Origin of the sequence: Enterovibrio norvegicus FF-33 (genome assembly GCF_000286835.2) — a bacterium.
In the GTDB taxonomy this organism is placed as follows: Bacteria; Pseudomonadota; Gammaproteobacteria; order Enterobacterales; family Vibrionaceae; genus Enterovibrio; species Enterovibrio norvegicus_A.
Map to the genome: position 1 here is coordinate 58,209 of NZ_AJYD02000003.1, position 14,591 is coordinate 72,799.

At 44.0% G+C, this 14,591-nt stretch carries 9 protein-coding genes and 1 pseudogene; 6 read left to right on the forward strand and 4 right to left on the reverse strand.

What is annotated here, in order from left to right:
* The first annotated feature begins 272 nt into the window (after nt 1-272).
* From A1OO_RS00735 to A1OO_RS00760, 6 genes and pseudogenes are all read left to right on the forward strand, one after another.
* A pseudogene (locus A1OO_RS00735) lies at nt 273-870 on the forward strand (tyrosine-type recombinase/integrase).
* A 188-nt stretch (nt 871-1,058) separates the two neighbouring features.
* Nucleotides 1,059-1,463, forward strand: coding sequence for a DUF6088 family protein (locus A1OO_RS00740; protein ID WP_017005152.1), 405 nt, complete (start codon nt 1,059-1,061; stop codon nt 1,461-1,463).
* 1 nt (nt 1,464) lies between these two features.
* On the forward strand, nt 1,465-2,421 hold the full coding sequence (locus tag A1OO_RS00745) for a nucleotidyl transferase AbiEii/AbiGii toxin family protein (protein ID WP_017005153.1): 957 nt from the start codon (nt 1,465-1,467) through the stop codon (nt 2,419-2,421).
* Nucleotides 2,414-5,026 carry a type I restriction-modification system subunit M gene (locus tag A1OO_RS00750; protein ID WP_017005155.1) on the forward strand — a complete coding sequence of 871 codons (2,613 nt, stop codon included), beginning with the start codon at nt 2,414-2,416 and terminating at the stop codon, nt 5,024-5,026. The genes A1OO_RS00745 and A1OO_RS00750 overlap by 8 nt, the downstream gene beginning before the upstream one ends.
* A complete protein-coding gene (locus A1OO_RS22920; protein ID WP_017005157.1) occupies nt 5,019-6,317 on the forward strand; it encodes a restriction endonuclease subunit S in 1,299 nt (432 codons plus the stop codon). The genes A1OO_RS00750 and A1OO_RS22920 overlap by 8 nt, the downstream gene beginning before the upstream one ends.
* Before the next feature lie 161 nt (nt 6,318-6,478).
* A complete protein-coding gene (locus A1OO_RS00760) occupies nt 6,479-9,595 on the forward strand; it encodes a type I restriction endonuclease subunit R, EcoR124 family (RefSeq protein WP_017005160.1) in 3,117 nt (1,038 codons plus the stop codon).
* 224 nt (nt 9,596-9,819) lie between these two features.
* Here the strand turns inward: A1OO_RS00760 and A1OO_RS00765 are convergent, their stop codons facing one another.
* The 4 genes from A1OO_RS00765 to A1OO_RS00780 all read right to left on the reverse strand — a co-directional run bounded on the left by A1OO_RS00765 (nt 9,820) and on the right by A1OO_RS00780 (nt 14,186).
* On the reverse strand, nt 9,820-11,253 hold the full coding sequence (locus A1OO_RS00765; RefSeq protein WP_241819015.1) for a virulence-associated E family protein: 1,434 nt from the start codon (nt 11,251-11,253) through the stop codon (nt 9,820-9,822).
* 329 nt (nt 11,254-11,582) lie between these two features.
* On the reverse strand, nt 11,583-11,768 hold the full coding sequence (locus A1OO_RS00770) for a helix-turn-helix transcriptional regulator (RefSeq protein WP_017005169.1): 186 nt from the start codon (nt 11,766-11,768) through the stop codon (nt 11,583-11,585).
* Nucleotides 11,769-11,879: 111 nt separating this feature from the next.
* The gene (locus tag A1OO_RS00775) at nt 11,880-12,884 is read right to left on the reverse strand and encodes a hypothetical protein (RefSeq protein WP_017005172.1); all 1,005 of its coding nucleotides are present in this window, start codon (nt 12,882-12,884) and stop codon (nt 11,880-11,882) included.
* Nucleotides 12,885-12,887: 3 nt separating this feature from the next.
* Entirely contained in the window at nt 12,888-14,186 is a 1,299-nt protein-coding gene (locus A1OO_RS00780; RefSeq protein WP_017005174.1) for a tyrosine-type recombinase/integrase, read from the reverse strand.
* Nucleotides 14,187-14,591: the final 405 nt, after the last annotated feature.

Genomic DNA, 14,591 nt, shown 5'->3' on the forward strand with positions numbered 1-14,591 from the left:
CTTTCAGGATTTGCTGAATTGGCATTGAGTCAATCTACCCCAACTTAGCACTGAGAAAGCCAGACCTTTTCACAGGCAACTTTTACACATTTTTGAGTTAGCCACGATGACTAACTCAAAATTGCCCCTTTATCGGCTAGACCATTCACTCTGCTATTTCTATCTCCGATAGTTTGGTGAAACTATCAATTGCATGTGTATGCAAAATCGATGTGTTCGTTTTCAAGCTAAAATTAATTAGACCATTCGTAAAGTCACATTGGAGTGAAGGTATGTGGACGAAGAAAGGTCATTTAACAGGACAGAAAAAACCATTCAAGCTAGAGGACATTTGGCGGATTCGCACCAGACTCGAAATTGAAGGTAACATCATGGAATTGGCCCTGCTCAATCTCGCCATTGACTGTAAGTTACGTTCATGTGACCTACTTAGAATGAAAGTTAGAGATATTTCTTGTAGCGGTGTTATTCAAGAACGTGTCCGTTATAGTCAAAGTAAAACAGGTAGAGAGGTTCAGTTTGAGATCACATCTCGTACTGCGCAGTCATTGGCTCAATGGATAATGAAGAGCCAAATATCCGCATCAGATTACTTGTTCCCTAGCCCTCGCAAGCAGGGTAAGCCCATGAGTTATAGTCGTTACGCAACCATCATTCGCCGTTGGGCCACTGAACTCGGTTACGACCCATACCTTTACGGCACACATTCAATGCGTCGAACGAAAGCGACGTTAATCTATGCCCGCACCAAAAATATCCGTGCAGTTCAATTACTACTTGGTCACGTACGTAAAGCTCGACAACACCATTCGTTATCTAGGTGTCGAAATTGAAGATGCGCTCAATATTTCAGAGGGGATAGACTCTTGATGTAGGTCAACGCTTCCTTTTCTTTATGGTGCCAAGGATGAGGTGTTGGTTTATTTTCATGTATAACAATTACTTATTGTTATTTGATCTTATTTTAATGCCGTTTTCTTTCAACACACAGTGCCGTATTTATTCCTTGTCAAAATAAGTTGAGTTATACTGTTTTCAATTAAAGTTAGGAGGTTCAAATGACTGCGGCAGATCGTATTTATCAGAATATAAAGCGTTCAAGACGCTATGTCTTTGAACGCAAAGACTTTGATGGGTTTGCCAGCTATGACCAAGTAGGTAGAGCATTAAGGCAATTAGTAAAGCAAGGTGAACTAATGAAGCTTGGCTATGGTTTGTATACCAAAGCAAGGGTTAATAGCCTTACAGGAAGACCCATGCCTACCAACCCTGGTGGTAGCGATGCCCTTATGCGGGAAATATTAAAAATGAAGGGCGTTGACTTTGAGATGGATAGTCTGTCTCTACAGAGCTTTTCAGGTGAAAGCACGCAAGTACCATCCTCCGTTCAGTACTCATGGAATCCCAAACAGTTTAATCGCAAATTGGTTGTGGGTAACCGAGTGTTAAACTCGCCGAGTTAATATGGAAAAGCTAAAACAACAATTCCTTGAGGTTTCCGATGCACTTGAGCTTGGTAACCCAGCCATCATTGAAAAAGATTACTGGGTAGTTGCTTTGCTTGTCGAGCTGGCTAAAACAGCACAGAAGTCCCATCAAATGGTCTTTTCAGGCGGCACTGCGCTAGCAAAATCAAACGTAAAAATCTTGAGAATGTCGGAAGACGTGGATATCAAATTGATCCCCAATCAAGCATTTAACGAACTCAGCCGAGCAAAAAAGAAAGCGCACCGTAAAACATGTATCGACGATATCGAGCAGGTAATCACACAATCTGAGCGGTTTACGGTTGAAACGCGCGTTGTACGTGATGAATATCGCTATGTCGAGTACGAACTAAGATATCCGCAACAGTTTAGCCAAGCCCCATGTCTTCGCCCAATTATCAAATTGGAGCTGATGGAAACAATCCCACTACTTGAAGTGGATCCACGCAGCATTCAGTCACTGGTCGCGGAACTGTATAAACAACCTCAAGAAGTTCGTGCTTTCGATTGCGTATCGATACACGCCACATTGGCTGAGAAAGTCATTTCTATGTTGCGCCGCACTATGTTGGTGAATCGTAATGCTGAACGTAAAGATGATGCGACACTGGTACGCCATATCTACGACATTCACTGTATTGATTTAGTAGAAAAACTGGATATTGAATCCCTTGCAAAACTCTTTCAAACCGTATTAGAGGAAGATATTGCTCGCTTTGGCAATCAGCACGCAGAATTCGTGGCTAATCCGGCACAAGAGCTACAACTCGGATTGCAGGAACTTGAGGCAAACCCAATTTTCCGTCAACGCTTTAAAGACTTTGTGACGCCTATGGTGTTTAACACTGAACCTCATGATTTTGATACTTGCTTTGCCTCATTTAAACGCATCGCTGAATCATTGATTAAAACAATTAGAGTAAATAATGAATAAACAACAACTTGCCGCCAAAATTTGGGAATCGGCAAACCAAATGCGTTCTAAAATTGAATCGAATGATTACAAAGATTACATCTTGGGTTTTATCTTTTATAAGTTCTTGTCAGATAAGCAAGTTCAGTTTCTGATCAATAACGAATTTGATGAACAATCAATCAAAGAACTCAACGAGCAAGACGAAGACACCCTCAACTATATACGAAATGAGATTGGCTACTTCATCGCCTACGACAATCTGTTTTCTACTTGGATAGAAGACGGACATGATTTCGACATTGCCTACGTTCGTGATGCATTATCAGCGTTTGGTCGCTTGATTAACCCTGCCCATAAAGATCTGTTTGAGGGCATCTTTAACACGCTAGAGACTGGCCTTAGTAAGTTAGGGGATAATGCCGCATCACAAACTAAAGCGGCGAGAAGCTTGATCCACTTGATAAACGACATCCCAATGAAAGGCAAGCAAGACTATGATGTACTCGGCTTTATCTACGAATACTTAATCAGCCAATTTGCTGCTAACGCGGGCAAAAAAGCTGGCGAATTTTATACGCCTCACGAAGTCTCTGTGTTGATGTCTGAGATCATGGCTGACCATCTTAAAGAGCGTGAAAAAATTCAAATTTACGATCCAACAAGTGGCTCAGGATCGTTGCTGATCAACATCGGTCAATCAGTAGCAAAGCGCCTAGATGGTGAGAACAACATTCGTTATTTTGCCCAAGAACTCAAACAAAACACGTATAACTTAACGCGTATGAACTTGTTTATGCGTGGGATTTTGCCTAACGACATCATCACCCGCAATGCAGATACGCTAGAAGATGACTGGCCAATTGATACCAATAAAACCCATGAGCCACTACGAGTCGATGCCGTCGTCTCGAACCCGCCTTATTCACAAAAGTGGGATCCGGAGTTTAAAGATAAAGATCCGCGTTATTCGCCATTTGGCCTAGCGCCAAAAACCAAAGCGGATTACGCCTTTCTTCTGCATGACCTATACCACCTAAAACCCGATGGCATCATGACCATTGTATTGCCTCATGGGGTACTGTTCCGTGGTGGAGATGAAGGTAAAATTCGCCAAAATCTAATCGAAAAGAACCACATTGACGCCATTATCGGATTGCCTGCCAATGTCTTCTTTGGTACGGGCATTCCCACCATCGTTTTGGTGTTAAAGCAAACTCGAGACAACGACGACGTACTCATCATTGATGCCTCAAAAGGCTTCGTTAAAGAAGGCAAAAATAACAAGCTACGCGCCTGCGACATTAAACGTATTGTTGATACGGTAATTACTCGCCAACCACAAGACAAATTTGCAGCACTGGTCAGCCGCGATACCATTCGTACTAAGCATGCTTATAACCTCAATATTCCTCGATATATTGACTCATCTGATGCGGCTGAAAGCTGGGATATCTACGCATCCATGTTCGGGGGTATTCCCAACAGCGAACTGGCGGCATTACGCTCCTATTGGCAGGCGATGCCAAACCTTAAAGCGAGCTTGTTTACTGCAACCTCTAGCGAATACTCCGCACTGAGCGTGGAAGATGTGAAAGCCGCCATCACCGCCCATGAGGACATCCAAGGGTTTAACGGCCAATATAAGCAGGCGTTCGGCGACTTTGAAGCCTACCTAAAGCAAAGTTTGATCACCGAGTTGTTGCAGGTAAAACGTTCACGTCAGCAAGGCATTATCAGCGATGAGATCTTCCGCCGCTTGCAAGGTATCGCTTTGATTGACAAATACGACGCCTACCAAGTGCTGGATGACAAATGGCTGCAGCTCGGGACAGATTTAGAGATGATCCAAACCGAAGGCATGGATACCTGTAAAAAGGTGGAGCCTAAGATGGTTACCAAAAAACAGAAAGGCAAAGAGGTACAAGTACAAGAAGGCTGGCTTGGTCGTATTTTTCCTTTTGAGTTAGTTGAGAAAACCTACTTTAAGGAAGAGTTAAAACACATTCAAACCATCAGCGAACGGCTGCAGATCATTAATACAGAGATAGAAGAACTCTTTAATGGCTTGAGTGAAGACGATAAAGAGTCCGCGTGCGTCAATGAAGACAAGACCGCCTTCGTGAATGCCGAGCTAAACAAAGAAGTGAAACAAATTAAAGCCGATCAAAAGCGCGGTGAAACCTTTGCTAAAGACAGCTTCGAAAGCAAGCTGTTAGCAGTGGTGAAACTGCAAAACGAAGAAAAGACCCTGAAAAAGAGCCTTAAAGCCGCAGACGAAGACCTGCTAGAAGCGACTAAGCAAAAGATCACTGAGTTAACCCAGCCAGAAATAGAGCACCTGTTATTGCTTAAATGGGTACAACCCATCGTACATTCACTAGCACAGTTGCCACAACAGCTCATCCAACGCTTAACTAATAAACTGCAAGCGTTAGCAGACAAATACGCCCAAACCTATGGCGACATCGCCCAAGAAACTCAGCAAGTGGAGCAACAGCTAGCTGAAATGATGGGTGAGTTGCAAGGTGATGAGTTTGATATGCAGGGCATAAAAGTGTTACAGCGCTTTTTGCATTGCCACCAAGAGCAAGGTGAAGCCTTGGAAGGTAGCCAGCATGAGTAAAGGAAAACTCGCTTTACCTACTATACGTTTTGAAGGATTTGAAGATGAGTGGGAAGAAAAGTCACTTGGAGACGTTTTATCATTGGCAAATGGCTATGCGTTTAAAAGTGAATATTTCTGTAAAGATAAAACTGGTTATGAAGTATTGACACCGGGAAGTGTGCATATTGGTGGGGGTTTTCAATATGGGAAAGGTCAAAATTATAAACTAGAAGGGAAAACACCCCAAAAGTTTATATTTGCAGCTGGTGATATTTTCATCACGATGACGGACCTAACTCCAACTGCACAAATGTTAGGGCTTCCCGCTATTGTCCCTGATGATGGAACGACTTACTTACACAATCAGCGTTTGGGTAAGTTAATTCAATACAAAGGTGACTATGGATTTCTTTTTTATCTTTTAGGTACGGACACATATCGAAACCAAATAGTAGCAACATCCTCTGGCACGACTGTTAAGCATTCTTCACCAGATAAAGTAAAAAGTAGCAAGGTGTTTTTTCCAAACAAAGTTGAGCAAACATCACTAGGTTATTATTTTCAAAATGTCGACAAACAACTCAAGCTCCATCGAGACAAGCTTACAAAGCTGCGACAGCTGAAAAAAGCCATGCTGGGTAAGATGTTCCCTAAAGCTGGACAGACGGTGCCTGAACTACGTTTTGCTGGATTTAGTGGTGATTGGTTCAAACAATCGTTCAGTGATTGTTTTACGTACCTATCGAATAACAGCCTTTCAAGGGCTGAATTGAATTATGAGCATGGGCTAGCTAAGAACATCCATTATGGTGATATATTAATCAAATTTAATGAAGTGCTTGATATCTCAGCGGTTAAAGTCCCCTTTGTTTCAAATTCTGCTCTAGTGGCAAAGATGATGCCCAAAGCACTAAAAAATGGTGATGTTGTTCTTGCTGATGCAGCAGAAGATTCATCGGTTGGTAAGTGTACTGAGATACAGAACTTAACTGACGAAATATTGCTAGCCGGTTTACATACCATTGCGGTAAGACCATCAATCGAGTTCGCGCCCAAGTATTTAGGTTATCTATTAAATTCGAATTGCTATCATGATCAACTGCTTCCTCTTATGCAAGGTACAAAAGTACTGTCGATCTCAAAGTCGTCGATAAAGGATACTTTCGTTTTTTATCCGGAAGATAAACTTGAACAAACCAAAATTGGCGAGTACTTCCATAATCTTGACCACTTGATCAAACTGCAACAGCAGCAGATTGACAAGTTGAAAAACCTGAAGCAGGGGTATCTGACAAAGATGTTTGTGTGATGCTTTTCATCCATTAAGTTTAATCGCTTGAATCTCAGTGCGCTCACATCAAATCTGGTGTAAGCGCACAAACAGACCAGCATAAAATATATATTTAGCCCCTCGCGTCAACCGCTGCAAATAGACGGCGGATTGCGAGCCAACGTCAGCAAGGACAGGTTGTGACCTACACCAAAGAAGCCTTATTCGAACAGGATGTAATTACCGAACTTTGTAAAAAAGGCTGGGAAGATACTGTTCTAAAAAACCTCACTGAAGCGGATTTACTGCAAAACTGGGCAGATATTCTCTTTCAAAATAACAATAGCATTGATCGCCTCAATAACGCACCGCTAACCGGCAGCGAGATGCAGCAGATTGTTGAACAGATAACCTCGCTTAAAACGCCTTTAAAACTCAATGGCTTTATTAACGGTAAAACCGTATCTATAAAGCGAGATAACCCCGACGATGCGCTGCATTATGGCAAAGAGATCAGCCTGCACATCTACGACCGCCAAGAGATCGCGGCGGGTAAGAGCCGGTATCAAATTGTTCAGCAGCCAAGATTTAACCGCAAAAGTGCCGTGCAGCATGACCGCAGAGGCGATCTGCTATTGCTGATTAACGGCATGCCTGTCATCCATCTGGAGCTAAAACGTTCCGGTGTACCCGTGATCGAAGCGTGTAACCAGATAGAGAAGTACACCCACGAAGGCCACTTTAGCGCAGGCATTATTGTACTGGTGCAAGTATTTGTGGCGATGACCCCAGACCAAAGCCTCTATTTTGCCAACCCTGGCAAAGATGGCCGCTTTAATCACGATTACTACTTCCAATGGGCAGATTTTTCTAACGAGCCGGTGAACCATTGGCATAAAGTGATTACTGATCTGCTTTCTATCCCGATGGCACACCAGTTAATAGGTTTTTACACTGTGGCCGACAATGCTGATGGCGTATTAAAGGTGATGCGCAGCTATCAGTACTATGCCACTAACGCCATTTCCAGCAAGATAAGTGGCCTTGACTGGTCGGTGAAAAACAAAGGTGGTTATATCTGGCACACCACAGGCTCAGGTAAAACCATGACCAGCTTTAAATCCGCGCAGCTTATCGCTAACTCCGGGGATGCCGATAAAGTCGTATTTCTGATGGATCGTATTGAGCTGGGCACTCAGTCGTTGGAAGAGTATCGCAGTTTTGCCGATGCCACGGATGAAGTTCAGGGCACGGAAAATACCCATGTATTAATCACCAAGCTAAAAAGCACCAAGCCTGGCGATTGCCTCATTGTTACTTCCATCCAAAAAATGAGTAACATTCAGGATGAAGGTCAGTTAAAAACCGCCGATATTGAGAAAATTAACCAAAAGCGTATTGCCTTTATTGTTGACGAAGCGCACCGCTCTACCTTTGGCGATATGCTAACTGACATTAAAAAAACATTTCCTAATGCGGTATTTTTTGGCTTTACTGGCACTCCGATTCAGGAAGAAAACCAAAAGAAAGACAGCACGACCAGTACGATTTTTGGCGATGAGCTACACCGTTATAGCATTGGCGATGGCATTCGTGACGGCAACGTGCTGGGATTTGATCCCTATAAGGTGATGACCTACAAAGATAGCGATTTACGGAGCGCTGTTGCCCTCGAAAAGGCCAAAGTGAATACACATGCGGAAGTGTTTGGCGATCCAGTAAAAGAAAAAGCTTACGATAAGTACATGGACAGTGCACGAGTGCCCATGGCTACGTCCGAGATTAACGGCAAAACCGTGCGTGGCATTGAGGCATTGCTGCCAGCCAGTCAATATGACCGCATCGAGCATAAGCAAAAAGTGATGGATGACATACTGGGCAACTGGACACGATTCAGCCGCGCCAACAAGTTTCATGGTATTTTTGCCACCCATAACATTCCCGAAGCGCTGGAATATTATCGTCTATTTAAGCAACAAGCCCCTCATTTGAAGGTTACAGCTCTGTTTGACCCGAATATTGACAATAAAGGCGGCGCGATAGCAAAAGAGGCCGGCTTAACCGCGATTATTGAAGATTACAATAACACCTACAACACCACGTATACCTTGCCAACCCATGCGCAGTTTAAAAAGGATATCGCGGCACGACTCGCCCATAAAAAGCCTTACCAACACGCAGAGCAGCAACCAGATCAACAATTGCACCTGTTGATTGTCGTTGACCAAATGCTGACAGGGTACGATTCAAAATGGGTGAATACCCTCTATCTGGATAAGACGCTGGAATACGCCAATATCATTCAGGCGTTTTCACGCACTAACCGTCTGTTCGGTTTGGATAAACCTTTCGGGAATATTCGTTATTACCGTAAACCGCATACCATGGAGCAGAACATCAATAAAGCGCTCAAGCTTTACTCTGGTGATCGCCCTTTTGGTGTCTTCGTCGATAAGCTGGAAGATAATCTTAATCACCTGAACGAGGTGTTTGCAGACATTGAAGTGCTGTTTAACAATGAGCAAATCGCGTACTTTGAGCACTTGCCGAAAGACGAGGCTGTTCAAGCTAAGTTTGCGAGCTTATTCAATGAGTTCAATAAGTATTTAGAAGCGGCCAAAGTGCAAGGATTCGACTGGCAGGAAAGCAGCTATCAGTTTGAGGATACGTGCAGTGCGGTAGATGTGACCTTTACCGAATCGCAGCATCAAACCCTATTGCAGCGCTATAAAGAGCTATCATCTGGTGGTGGAGGTGGTGGTAATGAGCCCGCCGTACCTTACGCCATTTTGGGCTATTTGACGGAGCAAAACACGGGGCGAATTGATCATAACTATATGAATGCGCAGTTTTCTAAGTTTCTAAAACAGCTTAGTCAACCCAATGTTACGTCTGAGCAGATGCAGCAAACACGAGATGAGCTACACAAATCTTTTGCGAGTTTAAGTCAAGATGAGCAAAAGCAAGCCCATAAACTGCTTATTGATGTACAAGCAGGTAACTTGATTATCGAATCCGGTAAAACTTTGCAGGACTACATTACTAGGGCGCAAGTAGAAGAAGAAAATGAAGCTTTGCAAATTATTGTCGATGCGTTGGGGCTAGATGGGCAACTGCTAAAAACACTGAAAACAGGCCAAGTTACCGCTGCAAACCTGAATAACTTCGGACGCTTTGACACGCTGAAAGCCAGTGTCGATAAAGCCAAGGCAAAGGCTTATTTGGAAGCAAAGTTAGATAAAACGTTACCGCCACCTAGGGTGAACATCGAGCTGGATAAGCTTCTAAGAGAGTTTATTTTGGATGATAGCCTATAGCATTCCTTTGGCTACCATCTCTCCGCATGATTATGTGTGATTTTTTGTTAAAAATTCAATAATCATGTTTTCGATTTATCATTTAAAGCTCAAATTCGTTAGTGATTTGAGCTTTTTCTAAATGATTTCTGTCCATAAACGCGTTATGCGGTATTGGTTCTTCACCATTATCAAAGTAGTCAGAGCATGATTACGAAACACTCATGACAGCTCACAGTACCTCTTCAACGCTCATAGATGATAGGGAGAAGATAGACCACGACTCTTGAGCGTCCCTCTTTTGACTGAATCAATCCATCTTGAGCCATCCCTTTTAACGCCTTTCCTATCGCTCTTGCCCTTGTAGCCGGTATATCGCAATAGCTACATACTTCGGACGCTTTGAGCCATTGGAGATGTCGGTTAGTCATCTTCACATCTAAAAAACGCTCTTCAAGCAACACGCGATAATCATCTTTGAACTGATGTTGGTCATTGACCTGGCTAAACATGCGAAGTTCGTTTTTGTTCAGAGTCCAGGATGCTCCGTTGTCGTAGCTGTGTTTCACCTCAAGCCAAAATTGCCTCAATAGCTCCGGCTCCTCAAGCGATAAACGGCCATCTTCGTAGCTCCATCCCAATGCCATATTAACCGCCTCCATATCAGCGGCTTTGCTCAGTTCAACCACTGCATAGCGGCTAGATCCGGTCTCATCTCGCAAGAAATCAGTACCGTTAACACTGGCTATGAATACGGTTTGTCGTTTCTTTTTAACGTCCGCGCGGCCATAGGGTGGCCTAACGGAGTCAACATTCTTGGTGATAAAAGCTTTCAAACTACCCTGACTGTACTTGGATGTTCGCTCAAGCTCGCCAAGTTCTACAACCCAGCTTTTAATACAACTCAGAATTGAGTCTTTATTGTCTGGGTTGAGCTCCGCACCTTCCAGGAAAGCATGAGGCACCACCTCAGCAAATCGGGAGATATAAGCCGTTTTCATGAAACTCTGTTCACTCTGTAACACAGGGACTAACTTACAGGTAAAGTTAGGCTCGTAAAGTGCCGCCACAGCAGCAACAAACCACTTACCCAGCGCAACGTCTGCAATCTTTTTGTCCTTGGCATTAACAGCGTCAATGACCGTTGATACCCGCTCAATACCATCCCACTCGCCTGCCGATAACCATTCCCTCACGGGGTGATAGGCCTTCTTTTCGCACAGTGCGGTGAGGTGATCTTCTATTGAGGACTTAGGCAGTCCCGCTTTTAGCGCCTCACTGATTAAAAATGAGCGCTTACCCTCGAACGTTTCCGGTCGTGGTTTACCACCTTCGAGCATTTCAAGTTCAAGCGTCATACTGTTTTGGGCGGGGGTTAACCCGATATGCTCGACCAGGGCAGAAAGGTTATCGAACGTTCCCAAAGGCCTTGCGTTGTCATTCAAGTCTGGAAACCGCGTGTCTTTCGCTTTGAGCCGTTTAATATGTCCACGTTCATCATCAAGAGATCTGTAGCTATCAATATTGGTGACGGTGTCAGCCGTGAAGTCATCCACGACATATGCAGACGCCGCCACTAGTCTAAAGCTGTCCACTCCAAGTCGTTCTATCAGCGCCTCTTTGCGCTCGGCGTTTCCGGTGTTCGCCCACGTATGGATATCTTGTTCAGAGCTTGTCACGTCTGAGTAAAATACCTTCAGGATATTACAACTTGCCTTAGTCATAGCTTTTGCAGCAGCAATGGGTAAAAGGGGATTACTCCCCTCATTCCCAACATGCAGGAGGTAATACCCGAGCATGAGATCGGCTGAGGACAAGCTAAGTGTTCTTTTAGGATGGTTTGACATAATCCCCCCCGACACTCCGAACCGGCTAAAGCGAGCTGAAGATAAATGACTTTTTCTTCTTCTCTATTTTGAAGCGCTGCTAGGTCGTGTAATTGCTCGTTGAGAAGACTGGTTAACCGGTCTCTATTCTCGTCGCTAATATCTTGCTGCTGAAAGTTTGACTATTTTTGCCATTCACCATTCAACCATGCTTGATAGTCTGCTTCGCGCCAGCCAATAGCGCGTCCATTTACTTCTATTGGAGTAGGAAAAACCTTGTCTTTGCGATACCAACGCCAAATGGTTTTGGATGACCGCCCAACAAGTGAGGACATTTCTTGGAGAGATACAATGCGAGAGATTGTCATTTTTTGCTCCTTGTTAGGTTCAAATGCGAACAGGAGCTAAGTTACATTACTAGACTTCAATAATTTGGGCGCGCCCAAAACATTGTTGGGCGGTAAACGTAAGCCCAATACTTAATATATTGGTTTATTGTGTTTTTTTGAGTTTTCAACTTCTCTTTCAACAGCTTCGACACATTGGCTAATATCCTTTCGCACCTCCCCTGAAAGAGGACCAATACCAATACGAGCACATTCTTGCTCTATCGTTTTCATTAGTTCCGAAGAGTTGATCTTCTTGCCCCGTATAAACTTATTTGGCTTAGATTGGCCCACTAGCTTGGCCATAATACCCAGAGCTATCCCTCTAGTGTCTTGTGACGTTTTGAATTTCGTGAATAGTTCTTCCGCCACGTACTCTCGGTCGTTCATTACCTCAGCAATAGCAACATCGTTGTAGCGGTTGGGCAGCCCTTCCATGCTATGTGTTGCTTTATGAATTTTAAGAATATCCCTACGCAGCAAATAGAACTCCCCATTCCATAGGTCTTTATCAACCCTAATCTCTATCCCTTTTAACTCATCGCCCCAAGAAGCTTCAACTTCATAAGATACAAGCTCAATAGTCTGATCATCAGAGCTGTAGCGTTCGAAAGAACTCACTCCCCAAAAGCCCGCAATGTGGGCATCTGCTTCAAGGCCATTTGTCGCAACGCTGCAGTTATCAGCGTTCCAGATTGCGGTTCCATTTTCATGGTAAACACACATGGGTACCACTGGACAACCTCTCTCACCAACTAAGAAGTATTCGTAAACCTTTATGACCAAATTATTTTTTTCGCTTTGGAGTAGAGCAAGATCTCTAAGTTTCGTATGTTTTTCTGCTGCTTTTTCAACAGCATCTCTCAAATACGCGCTTGGAAGACTATCCTCTTTGTCTAGGATATTACGCATGGAGATTTTAACCTTCCCTAGTACTCGTTTTTGAAAATTTGCACATAATTTTATTGCTCCTATGTCATGCCAATGATGGATATCTTCCACCTCACACCCCAGTAGCCTGGCGGCCCGCTCCACTGTGCAATACTCAAGGGGTAACAGAGGCGGCAACTTCGTATCAGTCTCTTTCTGCGATGACATGACTTAATCCCTCCCTGAAAATGCCACTACATTCGTGACATTGGTGTTGTCATTTAGTCGTTGTTCCCATGATTCCAATGCCCTTCTCTTCTCAGGCAGGTATTCGTAGCGGTCATAGTGCTTACTGGAAACATCATTGAGCGCATGGTTCTGAATGCGGTCCCTAATTGATTTAGAAATACCAATCTCTCCCATTAGGGTTTTACACGTGCGGCGAATGTCGCGGGGAGTGAATGACGAAACAAAAGGCGTCGCCTCTCGGTATCGGGTAACAGCCTGTGATAGCGAATCCAAACGAATGTGTTCGTTGCGGTTCAGCCGGTGCGGAAAGATATAGCCCGAGTCTTGGTTTGCTTCACGCAGTTGGCGCAACACTGCCAATGCGGTTTCTGTTAGAGGAATAATGTGTTCACGCTTGTTTTTAGACAGGTCACGACTCACCAAAAGCGATTTTTGCTGCCAATCCACCGCTTCCCACTTCGAAGCGGCCAGTTCATAGGGGCGCTGGCCTCCCGTATACAAACAAAGCAAAATCAAACACCGGATAGTGTCACCCATTTTGAATCGTTCATATTCCCCATTCAGATCGGCAATCACCTGGACCACCTCACCTATTTTCAGGTAGTGCTCACCAACTCGTTCTGCGTCTTTCTGTTTTGGAATTGCCGTCATGGGGTTAAACACTAAGCCAAACTTAGCTTCATCAATGAAGTTAGCAGGGTCGTTGTCGTGTTTTAAGCCGTAGTTAAACGCGGCCATCAGATAGCTACGCACTCGGTTCGATTGTGTTTTCGCTCCCCGCTTGATCATAGAGGCCAGCACCAGGATCAGATCATGGGTTGTTACGCTTTTGGCTTTCGTCTGCGGGGGAATAGTGGGATAGACTTCTTTTTCCAATGAGGAAAGGACGGCTTTGTGAGTACGCTTACCATCTCTTGCCATTTGCGCCACATAGGCATCAAACAACTGCTGGATGGAGCCTTTCCGCGCTTCTTCCTTCTGCGAGTTTTCTTGCTCTCGCTTAGCGCTTGCCATGCTTTCTTTTGGGTCGATGCCTTGAAGCACAAGGTCACCTAATTCCTTTTGCTTAGCTCTGGCGTCATTAAGTGACAGCGACGGAAATTGCCCTAACGGGATAAACTTCGCTTTGCGATCGACAAAGTAACGAAACACGAAACGCTTTGTACCTTTGGGCGTCACTTGTACGCCTAACTTACCGGAACCACGCTCGCTATTACTGTCCCATTCATAGTAGGGACTGCCTCGGGGTTTTAAGCCCTTTATAGCATTAACCGTCAGCATCAAACTCTCCAGCATTTACTCCTACCCTTGTTTGACTATGGCGAAATATAGTCAAACACATAGTCAAACAAGGATGCACCTAAATGAGATTAGCTGAGAAGACGTGAAACGATGTATCAACTTTAATCCTTTGAATAAAAAGATTAAAAAGATGATTTAAGAAAAGATGAGATTCTAAGTAAATCAGTCAAATCACGACTCATAATCGCATGGTCCTTGATTCAAAAATGCACCCTATATTGTGATAGCGGCATCTGAACAACAACGACAACAGACCTGTCTTTTCTATAAATGGCCTCTCTGATCACTTCTTCCATGGCTCACTACTGCCAGCGTCACATCTCCAACGTCCACTTGTATTGAATCCAAGAAAACAGAAAGAGTTCATCGGCGGTATTAGTTACA

Excerpts from the sequence above, each read along its gene's own strand:
- A1OO_RS00740 (WP_017005152.1), top strand. The coding sequence starts at position 1,059 with ATGACTGCGGCAGATCGTATTTATCAGAATATAAAGCGTTCAAGACGC.
- A1OO_RS00745 (WP_017005153.1), top strand. The coding sequence starts at position 1,465 with ATGGAAAAGCTAAAACAACAATTCCTTGAGGTTTCCGATGCACTTGAG.
- A1OO_RS00750 (WP_017005155.1), top strand. The coding sequence starts at position 2,414 with ATGAATAAACAACAACTTGCCGCCAAAATTTGGGAATCGGCAAACCAA.
- A1OO_RS22920 (WP_017005157.1), top strand. The coding sequence starts at position 5,019 with ATGAGTAAAGGAAAACTCGCTTTACCTACTATACGTTTTGAAGGATTT.
- A1OO_RS00770 (WP_017005169.1), bottom strand. The coding sequence starts at position 11,768 with ATGACAATCTCTCGCATTGTATCTCTCCAAGAAATGTCCTCACTTGTT.
- A1OO_RS00775 (WP_017005172.1), bottom strand. The coding sequence starts at position 12,884 with ATGTCATCGCAGAAAGAGACTGATACGAAGTTGCCGCCTCTGTTACCC.
- A1OO_RS00780 (WP_017005174.1), bottom strand. The coding sequence starts at position 14,186 with ATGCTGACGGTTAATGCTATAAAGGGCTTAAAACCCCGAGGCAGTCCC.